Origin of the sequence: Paenarthrobacter sp. YJN-D, from assembly GCF_015040335.1 — a bacterium.
GTDB classification, from domain to species: Bacteria; Actinomycetota; Actinomycetes; order Actinomycetales; family Micrococcaceae; genus Arthrobacter; species Arthrobacter nicotinovorans.
The window spans coordinates 1,246,605-1,260,571 of the sequence record NZ_CP053549.1 but is presented as its reverse complement, the minus strand read 5'-3'; the positions used below and the strand labels follow the sequence as shown (position 1 = coordinate 1,260,571).

General features: G+C 64.6%; 12 protein-coding genes. 3 read left to right on the top strand and 9 right to left on the bottom strand.

Translation table 11 applies throughout. From position 1 onward, the window contains the following. Positions 1-7: 7 nt before the first annotated feature. Positions 8-757 (bottom strand): 3-hydroxybutyrate dehydrogenase, encoded by a 750-nt coding sequence (locus HMI60_RS05985; RefSeq protein WP_018780360.1) that lies wholly within the window; start codon positions 755-757, stop codon positions 8-10. A gap of 4 nt (positions 758-761) precedes the next feature. Then, on the bottom strand, positions 762-2,153 hold the full coding sequence (locus HMI60_RS05980; protein ID WP_193590749.1) for an MFS transporter: 1,392 nt from the start codon (positions 2,151-2,153) through the stop codon (positions 762-764). 137 nt (positions 2,154-2,290) lie between these two features. Between HMI60_RS05980 and HMI60_RS05975 the strand changes: the two genes are divergently transcribed. After that, positions 2,291-3,187 carry a LysR family transcriptional regulator gene (locus tag HMI60_RS05975; RefSeq protein WP_193590748.1) on the top strand — a complete coding sequence of 299 codons (897 nt, stop codon included), beginning with the start codon at positions 2,291-2,293 and terminating at the stop codon, positions 3,185-3,187. A 42-nt stretch (positions 3,188-3,229) separates the two neighbouring features. Here HMI60_RS05975 and HMI60_RS05970 read toward each other — a convergent pair whose 3' ends face one another. From HMI60_RS05970 to HMI60_RS05940, 7 genes are all read right to left on the bottom strand, one after another. Continuing rightward, positions 3,230-4,327, bottom strand: coding sequence for an IS30 family transposase (locus HMI60_RS05970; RefSeq protein ID WP_209783738.1), 1,098 nt, complete (start codon positions 4,325-4,327; stop codon positions 3,230-3,232). Positions 4,328-4,553: 226 nt separating this feature from the next. Continuing rightward, positions 4,554-5,414 carry an ABC transporter ATP-binding protein gene (locus HMI60_RS05965; protein WP_227453663.1) on the bottom strand — a complete coding sequence of 287 codons (861 nt, stop codon included), beginning with the start codon at positions 5,412-5,414 and terminating at the stop codon, positions 4,554-4,556. Then, the gene (locus tag HMI60_RS05960; RefSeq protein WP_193590746.1) at positions 5,411-6,499 is read right to left on the bottom strand and encodes an iron chelate uptake ABC transporter family permease subunit; all 1,089 of its coding nucleotides are present in this window, start codon (positions 6,497-6,499) and stop codon (positions 5,411-5,413) included. The genes HMI60_RS05965 and HMI60_RS05960 overlap by 4 nt, the downstream gene beginning before the upstream one ends. Beyond that, positions 6,496-7,566, bottom strand: coding sequence for a Fe(3+)-siderophore ABC transporter permease (locus tag HMI60_RS05955; RefSeq protein WP_370584098.1), 1,071 nt, complete (start codon positions 7,564-7,566; stop codon positions 6,496-6,498). Before HMI60_RS05955 ends, HMI60_RS05960 begins: the two co-directional genes overlap by 4 nt. 15 nt (positions 7,567-7,581) lie before the next feature. Further along, complete coding sequence (locus tag HMI60_RS05950) at positions 7,582-8,463, bottom strand: siderophore-interacting protein (RefSeq protein WP_193590744.1); 882 nt, start codon at positions 8,461-8,463, stop codon at positions 7,582-7,584. Continuing rightward, positions 8,460-9,392, bottom strand: coding sequence for an ABC transporter substrate-binding protein (locus tag HMI60_RS05945; RefSeq protein ID WP_193590743.1), 933 nt, complete (start codon positions 9,390-9,392; stop codon positions 8,460-8,462). Before HMI60_RS05945 ends, HMI60_RS05950 begins: the two co-directional genes overlap by 4 nt. Positions 9,393-9,536: 144 nt before the next feature. Continuing rightward, complete coding sequence (locus HMI60_RS05940; protein ID WP_227453662.1) at positions 9,537-10,373, bottom strand: AraC family transcriptional regulator; 837 nt, start codon at positions 10,371-10,373, stop codon at positions 9,537-9,539. Positions 10,374-10,413: 40 nt separating this feature from the next. On the opposite strand from HMI60_RS05940, the gene HMI60_RS05935 reads away from it, so the two are divergent. Next, on the top strand, positions 10,414-12,183 hold the full coding sequence (locus tag HMI60_RS05935) for an ABC transporter ATP-binding protein (RefSeq protein ID WP_227453661.1): 1,770 nt from the start codon (positions 10,414-10,416) through the stop codon (positions 12,181-12,183). After that, positions 12,180-13,967 (top strand): ABC transporter ATP-binding protein, encoded by a 1,788-nt coding sequence (locus HMI60_RS05930; RefSeq protein ID WP_193590741.1) that lies wholly within the window; start codon positions 12,180-12,182, stop codon positions 13,965-13,967. The genes HMI60_RS05935 and HMI60_RS05930 overlap by 4 nt, the downstream gene beginning before the upstream one ends.

Sequence of the window (13,967 nt, the reverse complement as noted above, 5' to 3'; positions counted from 1 at the left end):
GCCGGGGCTACCTGGCCGACCACCCGCCGTCCATGGTGTAGCTCGCGCCGGTGACCATACCGGCGTCGTCGGAGGCCATCCAAGCTGCCAACGACGCAACTTCCTCCGGCTCCACCAACCGCTTCACCGCCGACTCCGTGAGCATCACCTTGGCCAGGACTTCGGCCTCGGGGATGCCATGGAGCCGGGCCTGGTCCGCGATCTGCTTCTCAACAAGGGGCGTGCGGACGTAGCCGGGGTTGATGCAGTTGGACGTGACACCGTGCTCACCGCCTTCCAAAGCAGTGACCTTGCTGAGTCCCTCAAGACCGTGCTTGGCGGACACGTACGCGCTCTTGTAGGCCGAGGCCCGGAGCCCGTGGACCGAGGAGATGTTGATGATCCGGCCGAAGTTGTTGGCGTACATGTGCGGGAGGGCGGCACGGATCAGGAGGAACGGCGCCTCCAGCATCAGGGCCAGGATCCGTCGGAACTCCGCTGGTTCGAACTCCTCGATCGGCGCGACCTTTTGGATGCCGGCGTTGTTGACCAGAATGTCGCAGTCAAGGCTCAGTGCGGCCAACGCCTCAGTATCCAGCAGGTCCACCGTCCAGGCCGTGCCGCCCAGCTCGTCGGCAAGGGCCGCAGCTCCGGAGGCATCGACGTCGGCCACTACTACCTTCGCGCCACGGGCGGCGAGCGCACGGGCACAGGCAGCCCCGATACCGCTCGCGCCTCCGGTTATCAGCGCTTTGCGTCCGTTCAAGGAGTTGTCCATCAGATCAGCCCTTCGAGGTAGCGGGTGCGGTGGTGAGTCCGTGCCTTACTGCGTCGGCCTCGTCCACCTCCTGGAGTGCGATGCCCTTGGTTTCCTTGAGTGAAATAACCGCGACGGCGGTAATCGCGCAGGCGACCACGAGGTAGATCGCTGTGGGAACCCATGAGCCGGTGTCCTTGAGCCACTGGGTTGCCAGCAGCGGAGCGAGTGATCCGGCGAAGATGGACGTGACCTGCGAGCCCAGTGAGACGCCGGAGTAGCGCATGCGGGTGGGGAAGAGCTCGGACATGATGGCCGGCTGACCGGCGTACATGAAGGCGTGCAGGCAGAGGCCGATGGTCACGGCGAGCACGATGATCACGGCGTTCTTGGTGTCGAACATGGGGAAGGCGAAGAACGGCCAGGTTGCACCGGTAATGGCGCCGATGAGGTACACGGGCTTGCGGCCCCACGAATCAACAAGCCGGCCGACCTGCGGAATGACCAGGAAGTGGATGACGTGGGCGATCAGGAGTGCCAGCAGGAGCGAGGACGTGTCGTACTTGTGGACGCTCTTGAGGTAGACGATCGCGAAGCTCACCACGAGGTAGTACATGATGTTCTCCGCGAAACGGAGTCCCATGGCCTGCAGGATGCCCTTGGGGTACTTGCGGATGACCTCGCCGACGCCGTAGCTGATGGCCTTGGACTCTTCCACCTGTGCCTTGGCTTCGAGGAAGATCGGGGCTTCGGTGACGTGGGTTCGGATGTAGTAGCCAACGAACACGATCACCGCGGAGAGCCAGAATGCAACGCGCCAGCCCCAGCCGAGGAACGCTTCGCTGCTCAGGGTGGTGGACATAACGAACAGGACCAGTGTGGCCAGGAGGTTGCCCACCGGCACAGCGGCCTGCGGCCACGAGGACCAGAAACCACGCGACTTGTTGGGGCTGTGCTCAGCTACCAGCAACACAGCGCCACCCCACTCGCCGCCGAGCGCGAAGCCCTGGATGAAGCGAAGTGCCACCAGCATGGCCGGCGCCCAGTACCCGATGTCCATGAAGCCGGGGAGGCAGCCCATCAGGAACGTCGAGACGCCCACGATCACGATGGTCAGCTGCAGCGTCGGTTTGCGGCCGAGCTTGTCGCCGATCTGGCCGAACACGATGCCACCCAGCGGCCGCGCGACGAAACCCACGGCGTAGGTGATGAAGGCCTGGATGATGCCGTCCAGTTCGTTTCCTGTGCTCGGGAAGAAGTACTTGCCGAAAACGAGCGTGGCGGCCGTGGCGTACAGGAAGAACTCGTACCATTCCACGACGGTGCCCACCATCGAGGCCGCGACGATCTTCTTCAGGCCGGAGCCTTTGCCGGCGCCTTTCCCTGCTCTTGATGCGGAGCGCTGCTCTACGCTCATATCCATCTCCTCAGTGTCCTCTTTGACCCTTTTGAACGTGATGTGATCCACAACACGAAATGCTCCACTGAGTATTGCCGCAGATTTGTTATGCCTCAATGACCAAAGAGGCACCACGTGTGTGCAAAATTGCAGATATGAAGCCGAACCCCGATGACCTCCTCATCTTCCTTGCCGTCTCACGTTCAGGGAAGTTCACGACGGCGGCACAAGCCTTGGGGCTGAACCACACCACCGTTTCGCGCAGGATAGCGGCGCTGGAGAAGGCATTGGGCGGCAGGATCCTGGCGCGTGCGGCCGGCGGATGGGAGGTGACGGAGTTGGGCGCCGAAGCGGTTCTGGTGGCAGAGCGGATCGAAGCTGCGGTGGGTGCGCTGGGACCCAGCGACCGCGCACCCGACCCCATTACCGGCGTCGTACGCATGACCGCGACGGATGGTTTCAGCGCCTATATCGCGGCACCAGCGGTGGCCCGGCTGCGGCGCTCGCACCCTGGTCTCAGCGTGGAGATTGTGACGGTGACGCGTCGGGCGTTGCAGCAGCGCTCGGGCCTGGACATCGAGGTGGTGGTCGGGACGCCGCAAGTGCACCGGGCTGAAGCGATCCGGCTCGGAGAGTACCGGCTGGGAATGTACGCCTCCCGTGCCTATCTGAAAGACAACGGGACGCCTTCCAGCATCGAGGAACTGACGCAACACCAGCTGGTGTACTTCGTGGATTCCATGCTTCAGGTGGATGACCTGGACGCTCCCCGGAGGCTGGTTCCGACCATGCGCGACGGGCTGAGTTCAACGAACGTCTTTGTCCACGTCGAAGCAACCAGGGCCGGCGCCGGGGTGGGGTTCCTGCCGTGCTTCATGGCTGACCGGCACGCGGATCTGGTGAGGTTGCTGCCATCGGACTTCGCGGAGCTGCTCCCCTACTGGATGGTCCTCCGCCCGGACTCCATGCGCCGCCCCGCGGTAGCCGCCGTCGTGCAGGCTTTGCGGGAGGAGACGGAGAGCCGGCGGGAGGAGCTGCTGGGGGCGGGATGACTCTCCGAGGTGGCAGTTAATGGCAATGTTTTCGCGGCGGTTTCAGCTTGCTAGTGCAACACCATCGATTAGTTTGGTCAGTCTTTCAGTTGGGGTGTCCCATTGGAGTGTTTGACGCGGTCGGATGTTGAGCAGGTGCTGGGTGTGGGCGAGTTCTTCGTCGCTGACCTGGTTGAAGTTCGTGCCTTTGGGGTGGATATCGCGGACCAGTCCGTTGGTGTTCTCGTTCGTGCCGCGTTGCCAGGGTGAGTGCGGGTCACAGAAGAACAGCTGGCAGCCGGTCGCTACTGTGAACTTGGCGTGTTGAGCCATTTCCGTGCCTTGGTCCCAGGTGATCGTTTTAAGGATCGCCTGGGGCAGGGTGTGGATCATTTTCTGCATGACCTCGATGACCGTCGCGCTGTCCCTGGCTCCCGGCAGCCGGCCCAGCAAAGTGAACCGTGAGGAGCGCTCGACCAAGGTGACGATCCCGGAGTTACCGGGACCCACGACCAAATCACCTTCCCAATGGCCGGGCACGGCCCGGTCCTGGACTTCGGCGGGCCGGTCGCTCAGCCGGGCCCCTTCAAGCCAGGGCCTTACGTTCCTGGCAGGCAGCTTTGATTGGGGCTTACGACCGGTCCGGCCCGAACGTAGGGCCTTCTCCACGGCAAGTTCATGCCGCAAGGCACCCCGGCCCTGCACGTAAAGGGCTTGGTAAATTGACTCGTGGGACACGTGCATCTCCGGCTGCTCGGGGAACGTCTTCTTCAGGTCCGCAGCGCTCTGTTGAGGTGAGAAACGCTGGTTCAAGCGTGCCACGACCTCCTTCCACACCGCCGTTCCCGCAGAGAGCTTCACGGGCCGGTTCCGTCTTCGGCGGACCAGTGCCCGGTGTTGGGCAACCCCGGCGTCGTAATAGCGCCGGGCCCAATGCTCGATACTGTGTCGGCGGATCTCCCGGGACACCGTTGATGGATGCACGCCCAACTCCTTGGCGATCTGTCGCATGGAACGCGGCTCCGGCAAGCCCAGACAGGCCTTGATATAAGCCCGGTCCTCCAAAGTCAGCCGCCGGTACCTTCGCTCCTTATCCCGCGAAAGCACCTCCGAAGCCATCGGAAGACGCACGCCACCACCAGGGCCGGAGATAAGTTCCATGCCCGCTAGTTTCGCCCAATGCGACACCGCTTGCCGGGACACCCCAGCCGCGGCAGCACTTCGTCCCGTGTCCTCACCCGCCAGCAAGTGCTCATACGCACACGCACGAACCGACCACGGCAACTTCTTGACCATGACACCCCTCCAACTACAGGGGTGTTGCACTAGCCACCTGAAGACGCCCGCAAAACACTGTCATTAACTGCCACTTCGCGGGTCGGGGGAATCAGGACCCAAGCGGGATCACCAGCGGAGTGTGGCTCACGGGGTCGTCGATCACGAGGCACGGCAGGCCGAAAACGTGCTCCACCAGCTCGGCTGTCACTACATCGGCGGGCCGGCCCTCGGCAACCACGGCGCCGTCCTTCATGGCGATGAGGTGCGTGGCGTAGCGGCAGGCGTGATTGAGGTCGTGAAGGACAGCTACCAGGGTGTTGCCTTCCCCGTTCAACCGCCGGAACAGTTCCAGGAGCTCGATCTGGTGCGCGATGTCCAGGAACGTGGTGGGTTCGTCCAGCAGGAGCAACGGGGTTTGCTGCGCCAACACCATGGCCACCCACACGCGTTGCCGCTGCCCGCCGGAGAGTTCGTCCACCAAGCGCCCGGACAGTCCTTCAACATTCGTCGCTTCCAACGCCTGAACCACCGCGGCCTCGTCAGCCTCAGACCACTGGCGCAGCAGCTTCTGGTGCGGGTACCGGCCACGGGCTACGAGGTCCGCCACGGTGATTCCGTCGGGTGCAATGGAGGTCTGCGGCAACAAACCGAGGCGGCGCGCGACTTCCTTGGCCCCATAGGAGGAGATGCTCTTGCCATCCAAAAGCACCGACCCGGACGTCGGCTCCAGCAGCCTGGACAACGCCCGCAGCAACGTCGACTTACCGCAGGCATTCGGGCCCACGATCACCGTGAACCCGCCGTCCGGAATCCGCACGTCAAGCGCCTCGGACACCGGGCGTCCCGCGTAGCCGAGACTCACGCTCTCGGCGCTGAGGCGCGAAGCGAAGGGGCGGGCATCCGGCGCAAAACCAGAAACGGGATCAACCAACACATCAGTCACAACAGACTCCTTCGGTTCTTCGCTCATTGCCGCTTCACCTCACGGGCAAGGAGCCACACGAGGTAGCAGCCGCCGATGCTGACAGTCACTACGCCTACCGGCAATTGCGTGGGCGCAAAGAGGTTCTGCGCCGCGACGTCGCTGGCCACCAACAGGAAAGCGCCCATGGCAGCCGAAGGGAACAGGCCCACAGAGGCCGAGCGGGTGAGACGGCGCGCGAGTTGCGGCGCTGCCAGCGATACGAAGGCGATTGGCCCCGCGGCGGCGGTGACCATCGCCGTCAAAGCCACGCCAACCACTGCCAGAACCAGCCGCGAGCCTTCCAGCCGAACACCCAAGGCGCGGGCGGCGTCGTCGCCCATTTCCAACAGGCCCAGCCGCCTGCCGTAGAAAGACAGCACCAGCAGCAGCGCCCCGAACACGATCATCACCGGCAACACCTGGTCCCAGGTGATCTTGTTCAAGGAACCTGCACCCCAGACGGCTGCCGACATTGCCTGCTCCAGCGAGGCTTTGAGAATGAGCCAGGTATTTACCGAGGCCAACATGGCGCTCACAGCGATGCCCGCGATGATGAGTCGGAAGCCCTGGATGCCCTTCTTGTAAGCGAACACGTACACCAGCGCGGCAGTCACCAGACCACCCACCAGAGCACCGGCCGACACCGCAAAGTACCCGCCACCCATCAGCAGGATGACCACCAGCGCACCCGTATAGGCGCCCGTGTTGAAGCCGATCACATCGGGGCTTCCCAGCGCGTTGCGGGTCAGCGACTGGAAGATTGCCCCGCTGACCCCCATGGCCGCCCCCAATAACAGGGCCAGGAGGACACGGGGCAATCTCCACTCCACCACCACCATGTGCACGGCGCCGCTGGATTGGCCCAGCAGCGCCGAAACAACGTCCGGCACCGCAACGCTGAACTCACCCAGGCCAAGGGCGACGACGGCGAGCGCCAGGGCGGCGGTAAACAGGACGGCGGTGACAACCAAGGTCCGGACGTCGAGACGAAGTGAGACGCGTCCGCCAAAGCGGCGGATGGCGATGGTCCGCCGGCCGAAGTCGACGGACGTCGCCTTCTCAAGGGGAAGCGCCTGGTCAAGGGATGTCACAGGGTGCTCACTTTCCGGCGCCGGATGAGCCAGATGAGGACGGGAGCGCCCACAAAAGCAGTAATGATTCCCACCTGCATTTCGCCGGGCCGGAGGACCAGCCTGCCAAGAATGTCGGACACCAGCAGCAGCACAGGCGAGAGCACCAAAGTGTAGGCCAGGATCCAGCGTTGGTCCGGACCAACGATCCAGCGGGCGACGTGTGGCACCATGAGCCCCACGAAGCCGATAGGTCCGGCGGCAGCGGTGGCGGCTCCGCAGAGCAGCGTGACCGCGATGATGGTCCAGATCCGGGTGCGCACGATGTTGGCACCGAGGGATCTGGCGGTGTCATCGCCCATGGCCACAGCGTTGAGGGGACGGGCCATGCACAGCGCTATCAGCGTTCCCAGCAGGATGAACGGCGCCACGGAAGCCAATACTTCCCACGTGCGATTGCTCAACGTTCCTGCACTCCAACTGCGCATACTGTCGAACACGGCCGGACGCAGGAGCGTGATGCCGGACGAAATGCCGCCGAGGACCGCGCCCAGGGCAACCCCGGCAAGGGTAAGGCGGAGCGGAGTGGTCCCACCCCTTCCCCGCGAACCGATGAAGTACACGGCCACCGTGGCAACGACCGCGCCAAGGAAGGAGAACCAGATGTACTGCTGGATGCTGGTGACGCCGAGGAGCGCTACCCCGAGGACCACGAAGAAGCCGGCGCCCGCGTTGACGCCCAGGATGCCGGGGTCCGCCAACGGGTTGCGCGTCAGGGCCTGGATCAGCGCGCCGGACAGGCCCAGGGCTACGCCCACCAGCACGCCGGTGACCGTCCGGGGCAGGCGAAGGTCGTGGATAATCACGTGTTCCGGCGAGCCGTCGTACGCGGTGATGGCGGGCCATAGACTCCCCGGGTCCACGTCCTTGGATCCCACCACAAGGCTCAGCCACAGGACCAGCGCCAGTGCACCGACTGCGGAAAGCAGCCCCAGGAGCCGATGCTTGTTCACAGCCGCCAAAGCCGCCGGCCGCAACGTGCCCGCTGAAACCGGAGCGGTTTCAGCGGGGGCTGATCGCAACTCCATGGTCCCGGCCGCCACTTAGAGCCCCAGCAATTCGAACCTGGCGTCCTGCAGGTCCGCGATTTCCTCGTGATCACGATTCCCGTTGGACCAGAGCTCGTCGAACCAGCGGCGGGTTTCGGCGTCGAGGTTTTCCCAGCGCTGTTCCCAAGCCTCGCTCTTGTCCGTCCAGTAGCCAATCAGCTTGTAGGACTCGGGCGTGAGCTTCTTCTCGTGTCGAAGATACTTGCGGATCCCCCGCAGCACCTTGGTCTCGCCTGCCACCCAGATGTAGCCGACACCGCCGGGCAGTTCCATCGACCGCAGGACCTCCTCCAGGCGGGATTGGCTGTGGCCGTTCCCGCCGTGGATCCAAGCGAGTTCGGTCCCGGCACCGAGGGTGATCTCCTGCTGGTGCGTGGCATGCTCAACCTCGATCAGCACCCGCGTTCGAACGCCGGGCGGCGTCTGCTCCACAAGCCGGGCCACGGCCGGAAGTCCGGTGGCGTCTGCCAGCAGGATCTGCCACTGCAGCCCTGCCGGCGGTTCGTACAGACCGGTCGGAGAGTTGAGTCCGACGACGTCCCCCACCTGGGCGCGCTGCGCCCAGGAAGCTGCCAGTCCGCCGTCGTGAACTACAAAATCAATGTCGACGGTGCCGGCGGCAGTATCCACTGACCGGACCGTGTAGGTCCGCATGGCGGACGGCTCGACGCCGGGCTCCCAGTCCCAGGAGTCGCCGGTGGAGATGGGAAGCCGCGCTTCCCGGGCACCCGGGTCGGGCAGGAAGACGCGGAGGTATTCGTCGCCGATTCCTGTGGTGTCAAAGCCGGCAAGGGCGGGTCCGCCGAAGGTAATCCGGATCATTCCGGGCGTGAGAAAGCGGGTTCCGACTACCTCGGCGCGGTAGATCCGCATCATGGCAGGAGGGCCTTTTCGATCTTCTCAAGCAGCGCATACTGGCCGCTGGGTGAGCCGTAAATCATTTCGAGGTCGTACGTATGGATCTCTTTGTTGGCCACAAACGGCAGCGAGGTCCAGAGCTTGTTTCCGGCAAGCGGAGCGAAAGCGTCCGGGTTGGCACCGTCCTTTTCGGGAACCTCGGTGGTGATGGCGACATCGATTCCCTTGAGCTGCTCCAGCTGCTCGGCGCTCAACTTGCTGCCCTCGCCATCAGCCAGGGGTGAGATCTTCAGGCCCAGGTCCTTGATCACCAGGCAGGGCGTTCCGTAGCAGCTGACGGAGACTTGGTCCTCGTAGTAGTCCACGGGGCCGACCACCAGGTTGTCCTTGCCGGCCGCAGCGAGACGCTTCTTCACGTCGTCAACCTTGGCCTGGTACTTGTCCGTCCAAGCCTGGTACTGAGCCGTCTTGCCGAAGGCTTCGGCTACGGTCTTGAACTTGGTGCGCCAGTCGCTGCCGTCGAAACCGTTGAAGGTATAGGTCGGCGCGATGTCGGAGAGCTTCCCGTCCAGTTCCTTGTCGTAACCCAGGCCGTTCAGGATAACGTCGGGCTGGGCCTTGAGGATGGCCTCGAAATTGAACTCCGGGTAGTTGGTGAACGGCGTGATGCCCTCCAAAGCTTTCTGGTCGAAGAAGTACGGGAAGCCCTTGTAGCCGCTGTCCCGGATGGGCTGCTGGCTGGCCAGCGGAATGCCGAGGGTGATCAGCATGTCCAAGTCTGTGGTGTACATGCCCAGCGCCTTCTTGGGCTCGGCGGGCATGACGACTTCTTTGACCTCGCTTTGGACCGTCCGGGTCTCCGATGACGCGCTGGCGTTGGCATCGGTGGTGGCGCAACCGCTCAGGAGCAAAGCTGCGGATGCCAGTGCCGCAACGGCGGCAGACATGGTTTTAGGGCGTGAAATCACTGCGGTCCTCTTGATTCTCAGGGGAGGCGGAGAGCTCCCGGTAGCGGCGCTGCTTTGTCATCCGGCCGCCGAAGTTAGGTATACCTACCCTAACAATGCACTCCTCGAAGAGACCGCCGGATTCTATTCGGAACCGGCCAAAGGCTGATGATTTCCGGCCTTCAGCGACGCCACGTACCAGCCAGGAGTGTGCCCCATCACCTTTCGGAACACCTGCACGAACGCGCTTGGATTGTTGTAACCCACACGCCTGCTGACCGACGACACCGGGTAGCCGGCCGCCAGCAAACCCAACGCCACGCGCACCCGGGCGTGGATCCGCCACTGGGCAAAGGTCATCCCGGTTTCCTTATGGAACAGCCGGGACAAGTTACGCACGCTGACGGCAACCACAACGCTCCACTCCTCCAATGAACGATCCAGGGCCGGATCATCAAGAAGCGCCCTGGCCATCAGTTCCAGCCGCGGATCGGCGGGCATGGGCAGCAGCATCGGCCGGGAATCAACGACCTCGAGCAGCCCCACCACAACATGCTCGGATCTCCGCCGGATGGAATCGTCCATGTCAAAGGTGCTCATGTGGCGCAGCAACTCCTGCGCGGCCGCGGGCACCGTGACAGCCACGGTTCGATGTGCCAGCGCGGGAGCCACCTGCGCATCAATGTGCGAGCAGTAAAAGCCCGTACCTTGGGTCGATTTCACCGCGTGCGCCACGCCCGCCGGGATCCATAGGCCCAGCGTCGAGGGGACCGCGAAGAACCCGTCGTCGGCTTCCACCGTGAGCACGCCGCGGGCACCCCAGAGCAGTTCATGGGTTTCGTGGACGTGTTCAGTCCAGGTAGCCGGCGTCGCGCACTCGAAGTATCCCGTATGGACACCACGGACATGCGGCGTGGAAAGGCTGCTGCCTGCTTCCACCGGCGGCGTATGTCCGGATTGCGATATAGCTTGGCGGGTCATCTGGCCTTCTCGAAGTTAGGTGAGCCTTACTATGGTAAGCATGCCTTCCAGTTCCGCTCTTCAGACCTGCCCGCCCGGGCGCAACAAGCAAGCACCGTGGAAGGTATCCCGGATCTTCACGTTCGCCCTGTTTGCGAACGGCCGATGGAAGTTGCTGCTGGGAGGCTGTGCCGGGCTCGCGCTGCACCAGGTCAGCGAGGCTTTGGTGCCGGCCACCATTGGCGCGGCGGTGGACAACGCCATCCAACCGAACGACGTCGCCGCCCTCCTTGGGTGGCTGGGCGCCCTGGCCGTGGTCTTCGTGGTCCTGGCGCTCTCGTGGCGGCTCGGGACGCTGGTCACTGAGCGCTCCTTCAACTACGGCTCCCACGACCTCCGCCAACTCGTCGTGGAACGAAACCTTCACCCCCGCGGCATGGCCAGCCGGCGAGCGCCCGGCGAAATCGTCGCCATCGCGTCCTCCGACGCCGACAGGGTTGCAGGACTGTCCTGGCTGATCAGTGGTGGCCTGGCTGCCGTGGCCGGGCTGGTCACCTCCGCCGTCACGTTGCTGCTGATCTCCGTGCCCTTGGGGCTTGCCGTCCTCCTGGCGACCCCGGTGATGCTGCTCGTCATGCATCACCTCACCAAACCGCTGGAAAACCGCAGCGACGCTGAACAGTCCACGGCCGCGCGGGCAGGAGCCCTGGCGACGGACTTCATTACCGGTTCCCGCCCCTTGAAGGGCCTCGGCGCCGAGGATGCAGCCATCACCCGCTACCGCTCCGCGAGCCGGGTCTCGTTGGCTTCGGCGCTGAAAGCCATCCGCGCCAAGTCCGCCTACACAGGCGCCGGCACCGCCCTCTCTGCGGCGTTCCTGGCCGGCATCGCCTTCTTCGCGGCCTGGTTTGCCCTCCAGGGGACAATCTCCGTGGGTCAATTGGTGGCGGTTGTTGGCGTGGCCCAATTCGTCCAGGGACCCATGACCTGGCTCGGGTTCCTGAGTGTGGAACTGGCTCAAAAGCGCGCCTCCGCGGCGCGGATCGCGGCCGTATTGGAGGAACCGGCCGCAGTGCCGGCCCCCGAACAGTCCCGCTCACGTGAGCCGAAAGAGCGCACGACGCCGGACGACCGGTCCGCGGCGACCAGCGCCCCGCTGCTCGAAATCCACAGCGGCGCAGCTGACAGCACCTTGCCCGCCTTCACAGCGTCAGCCGGAGAAATCGTGGGGATCGTCCTCCCCGACAGCACGCAGGCGAGGCAGTTGGTGGACACCCTTGGCGTCCGCGTACCCACCCCGCCTGGCCTCATCTCCATTGATGGCCAGGATGCCGCAGGGCTCGACCCCGGCCACATCCGCTCGCAGGTGTTTGCCGACAACCACGATGGTGTCCTGTTCCGGGGCAGTGTCCGCGAAAACGTCGCGGCACCCGCCGCCTTACTGGAGGAACGCGCCATGGCCGCTGCCGCCGTCGGGGACTTTGTGTCCGGGCTGCCCGACGGCACCGAAACCGTCCTGACCGGTCATGGCCAGAGCCTCTCCGGCGGCCAGCGGCAACGGCTGGTACTGGGCCGCTCACTGCACCAGCCGCAACCGGTACTGGTCCTGCACGACCCCACCACCGCCGTCGACACCGCCACGGAAGCCGTGATCGCCGACGGCCTGCGGAACTTCCCCGACAAGGCGCTGGTGCTGGTAACAACCAGTCCCACGCTGCTGGCGGCGTGCCACCGCGTGGTCATTGCGGGTGCGGGCGGTCCGGCGGAAACAGGCACCCACCGCGAGCTTCTTGCCACCTCCGCCGGCTACCGCGAAGTGGTGGGTTCATGAGCATCGAAATTCTTCCCATAGCCTCTCCCCGTGAAACACGGAAGGCCATGTGGCGCCTGTTGGCTCAGCGTCCGGGCAGGCTCACGTTGACCATCCTGGTGTTGCTGGCAGCGTCCTGCTGCGGGCTCGCGGCTCCGGCAATCCTGGGCACGATGGTCAATATTGCGGCGACGGGTGGAGACGTCCTGTCTTTGCTGTGGCTGGCCGTTTCCTTGTTGGTGGCCGGTGGCTTGGGAGCACTCCTGGGGATTCTGGGACAGAATCTCCTGGCCCGGATCTGCGAGGAAGCGTTGGCAGGACTGCGCGAGGACGTGTTCGCAGCAGCAGTCCGCAAGCCGCTGGCACAACTGGAAAAGGCAGGGATTGGCGACGTCGTTGCGCGGGTTTCCGGCGACGTGGAGGCCGTCAGCGAGGCCATCTCCCGCGTGCTGCCCGCGTTTACCAGCGCAGCGTTCACCATTGCCGTGACACTGTTTGGCCTGGGCGTGATCGACTGGCGGTTCGCCGTCGCCGTGCTGGTTGCGGCACCCTTGCAGGTCATCACGTTGCGCTGGTTCCTCAAACGGACCGCCCCCATCTATCGGACGGTCCGGATCACCGAGGCCAACCGGACCGAGCAGATCATCGAGACCGTCCACGGTTCGGCGTCTGTCGTGGCGCTGGGACTGGCAGAACGCCATGCCGATCTTGTGGCGGCAGCCTCCCGGGAAAACATCGGCCATTCGTTGCGCGGGGTTGGCTACCTGACCCGCTTCTACAACCGCCTCAACCTGGCCGAGCTCATTGGACTGTCCGCCGTTTTGCTGGTGGGGTTCTGGCTACACGCCGAGGGCGCGGTAACCATTGGGGCAGCGACGGCAGCGGCACTGTATTTCTACCGGTTATTCGATCCGATTGGCCTGGTCCTGGGGCAGTTCGACGAGCTCCAGAAGGCAGCCGCGGGCCTGGGCCGGATGTTCGGGCTGACGCAATCCGCGGGGCCGGCTGCTCCCCCGGACCGGACCAAGCCTGACGGCACCGCCCCGGGTGGCACCGCCCCGGAAAAGGACGCCGGAATCGTCTTGGACGATGTCTCCTTCGCCTACCCCGGCCAGCGTCCCGCGCTCAACGGAGTGTCCCTCACAATCAAACCCGGCGAACGTGTGGCCATCGTGGGAACGTCAGGGGCAGGCAAGACCACACTGGCCAAGGTCATCATGGGTTTGGAACAACCCCAACGCGGGACCGCCCTGGTGGGGGGCCTCAATTCCGCCAGCGCCCACCCCGCGGAGCTGCATCAACGCATTGCCATGGTGAGCCAGGAAGTGCATGTCTTCTCCGGCACCCTCGCCGAGGACCTCAGGCTCGCCAAGCCGAACGCTTCCCCTGCGGAATTGCGGCAGGTCCTGCACACGGTAGGGGCCACTTGGAGTGAAACGCTCGACGACGGACTGGAGACTCCCGTAGGTGCCGGAGGCCACCAGCTCACCCCCGAGCAGGCGCAACAAGTGGCCCTCGCACGGCTCCTGCTCAAGGACCCGCCGATCGCCGTTCTGGACGAAGCGACGGCGGAGGCAGGAACGGGTTCGGCAACCATGCTTGACCAGGCCGCGGAAGCCGCCTTGGCCGGCAGGACGTCCGTAGTGATCGCGCACCGGCTGTCGCAGGCCGCCTCCGCGGATACGGTGGTGGTGATGGAGCACGGAAGGCTTGTTGAGTCCGGTCCGCACCAGGAATTGTTGGCCCGCGGCGGCCGGTATGCCACCCTATGGGAGGCTTGGAACAGCTCCTTGAGCCGGGGGTAA

Bases quoted from the DNA above. Each gene is read 5' to 3' on its own strand.
- HMI60_RS05985 (WP_018780360.1), bottom strand. From the start codon at position 757: ATGGACAACTCCTTGAACGGACGCAAAGCGCTGATAACCGGAGGCGCG.
- HMI60_RS05970 (WP_209783738.1), bottom strand. From the start codon at position 4,327: ATGGAACTTATCTCCGGCCCTGGTGGTGGCGTGCGTCTTCCGATGGCT.
- HMI60_RS05975 (WP_193590748.1), top strand. From the start codon at position 2,291: ATGAAGCCGAACCCCGATGACCTCCTCATCTTCCTTGCCGTCTCACGT.
- HMI60_RS05930 (WP_193590741.1), top strand. From the start codon at position 12,180: ATGAGCATCGAAATTCTTCCCATAGCCTCTCCCCGTGAAACACGGAAG.
- HMI60_RS05950 (WP_193590744.1), bottom strand. From the start codon at position 8,463: ATGATGCGGATCTACCGCGCCGAGGTAGTCGGAACCCGCTTTCTCACG.
- HMI60_RS05980 (WP_193590749.1), bottom strand. From the start codon at position 2,153: ATGAGCGTAGAGCAGCGCTCCGCATCAAGAGCAGGGAAAGGCGCCGGC.
- HMI60_RS05945 (WP_193590743.1), bottom strand. From the start codon at position 9,392: ATGTCTGCCGCCGTTGCGGCACTGGCATCCGCAGCTTTGCTCCTGAGC.
- HMI60_RS05940 (WP_227453662.1), bottom strand. From the start codon at position 10,373: ATGACCCGCCAAGCTATATCGCAATCCGGACATACGCCGCCGGTGGAA.
- HMI60_RS05935 (WP_227453661.1), top strand. From the start codon at position 10,414: ATGCCTTCCAGTTCCGCTCTTCAGACCTGCCCGCCCGGGCGCAACAAG.
- HMI60_RS05965 (WP_227453663.1), bottom strand. From the start codon at position 5,414: ATGAGCGAAGAACCGAAGGAGTCTGTTGTGACTGATGTGTTGGTTGAT.
- HMI60_RS05955 (WP_370584098.1), bottom strand. From the start codon at position 7,566: ATGGAGTTGCGATCAGCCCCCGCTGAAACCGCTCCGGTTTCAGCGGGC.